Source organism: Shewanella sp. 10N.286.54.B9, from assembly GCF_041468565.1.
Taxonomy (GTDB): Bacteria; Pseudomonadota; Gammaproteobacteria; order Enterobacterales; family Shewanellaceae; genus Shewanella.
Genome location: NZ_JBFRIY010000064.1, coordinates 1 through 4,317, shown reverse-complemented (window position 1 = coordinate 4,317; position 4,317 = coordinate 1). Strand labels below are relative to the sequence as shown.

Here is a 4,317-nt window from a genome sequence, read left to right as displayed (position 1 = left end):
TTTTTTTTATTTAAAATATTAACTAACACATTGTTTAAAAATGAATAACTGTTCATCTAAACTGCCTTTAGTGTTCAGCTTAGATACAGCTTGTAGGCGCTATATTAGAGTCATCCCCAACGAACAGTTATTTTGTAAGTGCAACAACCATTGTTAACCAATCAATCCCTTTTGGACTCATTCAACATGAGTCCTTTTTTTTGGTTTATTTTTGTTCTCCTTCACCTCTATAGATTTCCCCCCCGTATTAGCAATGCCGAGTGCCAATAAGCTTTACAGCCCCTTTTAAGGTTCAATTAATTTTTGTTATCCATCATGCAAGGTCAATTTACATATCTCCCCATAGATATAGCGTTTCGACTACAAAATAGATGTTTCAGAGCAACCTAAGCTGACTCAATAACAAACATAAGAATAATTAGACAATTGAAGGAAGATCACATGAGTACCGATAAAGGCGAGAGCTTGCCTCTACCTAATGACCCACCCTCTAGTCCTGAGCAGAAACAGAGTGGTTGGTTTGTAAACTTCCTCAATGTTGTTGAACGTCTAGGTAACTTGCTGCCTCACCCTATTACGCTATTTGCACTGTTTTGTGCCGCGGTAGTGGTGATTAGTGGTATTGCTGGTTACTTTGAACTAACGGTTATTGACCCTCGCCCAGAAGGAGCCTCTGGTCGCAGCGCCGACGGTCTCATTCACGTTGTAAGCCTGATGAATGCCGAAGGCTTGCGTATGATCGTATCTAACTTGGTTACCAACTTCACAGGCTTTACCCCGCTCGGTACCGTGCTTGTTGCACTGTTAGGTGTTGGTATTGCTGAACGCTCTGGGTTGCTTTCTGCAGCTATGCGCTTATTGGTTATGGGTACATCAAAGCGCCTCGTTACCCTCACCATTGTATTTGCCGGTATTGTGTCTAACACCGCAGCTGAACTTGGCTATGTTGTTCTCATCCCAATGGCTGCGATGATCTTCCATTCACTCGGTCGTCACCCGTTAGCAGGCCTAGCGGCAGCCTTTGCAGGCGTTTCAGGAGGTTATAGTGCTAACCTGTTATTAGGAACCGTTGATCCATTGCTGTCAGGCATTACCGAAGCCGCCGCGCAAATGATCGATCCAGATTATCTTGTTGGCCCAGAGGTGAACTGGTACTTCATGTTTGTCTCTACCTTCTTAATTACCTTCTTAGGCGCCTTAGTTACCGAGAAAATTGTTGAACCAAAACTCGGCAAGTATGACCCAAGCGAAGCCGCTACTGATCTTAGCCAACAGAAAATGGATGGTGTAACAGACCTAGAGAAACGAGGCCTTAAGATTGCGGGTCTTGCGGTATTAGCCATGTCACTGCTACTTGCACTTACCGTGGTTCCTGAAGGGGCGCCGCTGCGAAACCCAGACACAGGGCTTGTAGCAGGCTCGCCATTCTTGAAGGGGATCGTCGCCTTTATCTTTATCTGTTTTGCTATTCCAGGCTTGGTTTACGGTAAAGTTGTTGGCAGCATGAAGCGTGATGTCGATGTGATTAACGCCATGTCTCACAGCATGAGCAGCATGGGAATGTACATCGTACTGGTATTCTTCGCTTCGCAGTTTGTCGCTTTCTTCAAATGGACTAACTTAGGCGCAGTACTTGCGGTATCGGGCGCTGATGCCCTTAATGCAATTGGGCTCACAGGGCCATTAGTCTTTGTGCTGTTTATTATGATGTGTGGCTTTATTAACTTAATGCTCGGCAGCGCCTCTGCTCAGTGGGCAGTTACCGCACCTATCTTTGTACCTATGTTAATGCTTGTTGGTTACGCACCAGAAACGATTCAGGCGGCGTACCGAATCGGTGACTCCGTCACCAACCTTATCACCCCAATGATGAGTTACTTTGGCCTGATTCTAGCGGTCGCTTCGCAATATAAGAAGAACCTCGGTATAGGCACATTAGTCGCCACCATGCTGCCATACTCAATGGTTTTCTTTGTTGGCTGGACCTGTTTCTTCTTTATCTGGGTATTCGGCTTTGGTTTGCCAGTAGGACCAGGCGCAGAGACCTATTACACGCCTTAGGGCTTAGACGCTAGCTGCTAAACAATAAGCATGCTGATAATTAGGCCGTATTTTCTATTATTAAATACGGCCTTTTTTATGGGGACTAGATGTTGGGCGCTAGAGTTGGGGACAACTCTCGAATATTTGAGGGTATAAGCACGAGTCATTGAGGTTTTGAGCTCTATTAGAGCGTATTGCTTTTGCCGACTTGGAAACTCACTTTTGGATAGGAATGCCTTAGTACAAAGAGTTTAAAGATCAGTACCGAGGTTAAAAAATACAGAGTAATTCAGCTGTATTGAGCTTTTGCAAGTCGCCGTGAATATATCCCTATAGGCTCTGCTAAATCGTCCATGATTTAGAAGCTTGCACAGCCTAAACCAGATGAATACCTAGCAAGCCTGTGGTAGTCGTTAACTCATTTTTGGACAAAAGTGAGTTAGAGCTGCAACTCTCGGATTGATGAATTTCATTAGGGAAAGTATGACAAACGGATATACGGTAACGCCCGCATAAAGTGCGGAGCAAGTTGGACGCTTTTTTGCGCCGTTTGTATTTGCAAAAAATCGGACAGCTTGTGGAGTCAGATTTAATGCGCTTGTTAGGAATACTCTACCATTTGCAACAACTTATCAAAAGATCCTGCGATTTCTGAAACGTAATAACCATCATGGTAGAAGGCATATACACCAAAAGAATTGGCATCTATAAACAAAAGGTCACCGTTTTCTTCACCAATTGCAATTCCACGGGAAAGTCTCTCTATTGTAAAATTTGAGCCACTTTCATTTTGAATAACATTGCCATGAAGAAATTCCTGAGCCGTAAGCAAAAACATTTTTAGCGCATGGATAAATGGAACTGGCTCAAGTCTATCGAGTGAAAAATCTGACTCTAGAGTAAGAGGCTCTTGTCCCTCCCAGTCAGAGGGAAGAACTGTAGCCATGAACCAATAGCAGTCTTGTATTTCTATTTCAAGTTCAGGCTCATCTTTGAGTAAGAAATCTAAATATGGTTTAGGTAATTCCAAACCATATTTTGAAATAGTTGAATTGAGTACCTGAGTCCGATTCATAGTATTCCTAACGCCGCGCTAAGCGGACTAAAATTGTGGGTTATAATGTGGAGCGAAGCGAAAGCTAAACCACTGTTTTAGTTCCGTTTAAGTGCCTTGTTAGCAGTTTTATAAACTACTGCTTCTACTACGACCGCTTTTTACTAGCCAAGACAAATATTCCACGCCGATATTTGTAATTCGAACATTACTTTCTTCATTAACAATAAGTTGCTTCGAATACAAATATTCTAAATAACTTTTAGGTGTCCATTCTTTTAATACATCAGAATTTTTAATAATTATATTTTGTGCAAACTCATCTACAAAAACAGGAGCTTTACCGTCAGGTATTGCATCATTTAATATGCGAAGTAATTCTATTTGGCTTGTGAAAATATCTTGGTTTAAAGCTTCAAAATTTAGTGAAATTTGAGTACCCGCAAGGTGCTTAATCAAAACTTTGGCGGTATCATTTTCACAATCAAGATTTCGTGCTTTTAAATCCCTTTTTATATGCTCTTCATACTCATTAATTACAATAGAATCTCCGATTCTATCCAATAATTTTTTTACTTCATTTTCGTTTTCTTTTTCTTTTTGCTCAATTTTTTGATTATTCGCTTTTTGTTGTTGTGGTGTTTCATGGTAATCACCATAAACATTAGTATGATTTTGTTCCTGCTTTTGACTGTTAGATATTGTTATAAGCTGGTTTAGTAAGGCTGTATTTTTTTGTTCTAGCTCTTTTACTGCCCCCTCTTTTTTCTTAACTTCTCTAGTTACTGAGATTAGCTTACCAACAGAAAAGTTATCAAAAGACTCTGACAATACTAATACTAATAAAATAGATATTAGGGTAATTATTCCAGAATTTATCTCACCTTCAGGTGCAACACAAAAGTAGTTGTAAAACACCATTGCCACTAACATCAAGCAAAAAAACACAATTAGTGTGCGAACAAATCCATTATTTTTATTACTCTGCTCTGACATGAGACTCCCTGACTGCTAACAGCTTATTCATTAGTCGCTCGATAACGTTCTTAGCAACTCGTTAATTTTTTAACAAGCTATCACTGCTAAGGCATTGCTGTAAATAGATAATTTCTAAGTTTAGATTACATAAACTGCCTTGTTGAGTGCGGAGAAAGAGAGCCTAGGTTGTTCAATAGGTCCGTGTATCACTTTTTTACATTTGTCATAAGGCTGATTTTTAT

Annotated in this window: 3 protein-coding genes; 1 reads left to right on the top strand and 2 read right to left on the bottom strand. The window is 40.6% G+C overall.

The features are described from left to right. Positions 1-441: 441 nt before the first annotated feature. Positions 442-2,061 (top strand): AbgT family transporter, encoded by a 1,620-nt coding sequence (locus tag AB4135_RS19450; protein WP_371995091.1) that lies wholly within the window; start codon positions 442-444, stop codon positions 2,059-2,061. Between the two features lie 583 nt (positions 2,062-2,644). On the opposite strand, the gene AB4135_RS19445 is transcribed toward AB4135_RS19450, so the two are convergent. Further along, on the bottom strand, positions 2,645-3,118 hold the full coding sequence (locus tag AB4135_RS19445; protein WP_371995090.1) for an SMI1/KNR4 family protein: 474 nt from the start codon (positions 3,116-3,118) through the stop codon (positions 2,645-2,647). Between the two features lie 108 nt (positions 3,119-3,226). Next, positions 3,227-4,093: a hypothetical protein gene (locus tag AB4135_RS19440; RefSeq protein WP_371995089.1), complete on the bottom strand. Its 867-nt coding sequence runs from the start codon at positions 4,091-4,093 to the stop codon at positions 3,227-3,229. Between the last annotated feature and the right edge of the window lie 224 nt (positions 4,094-4,317).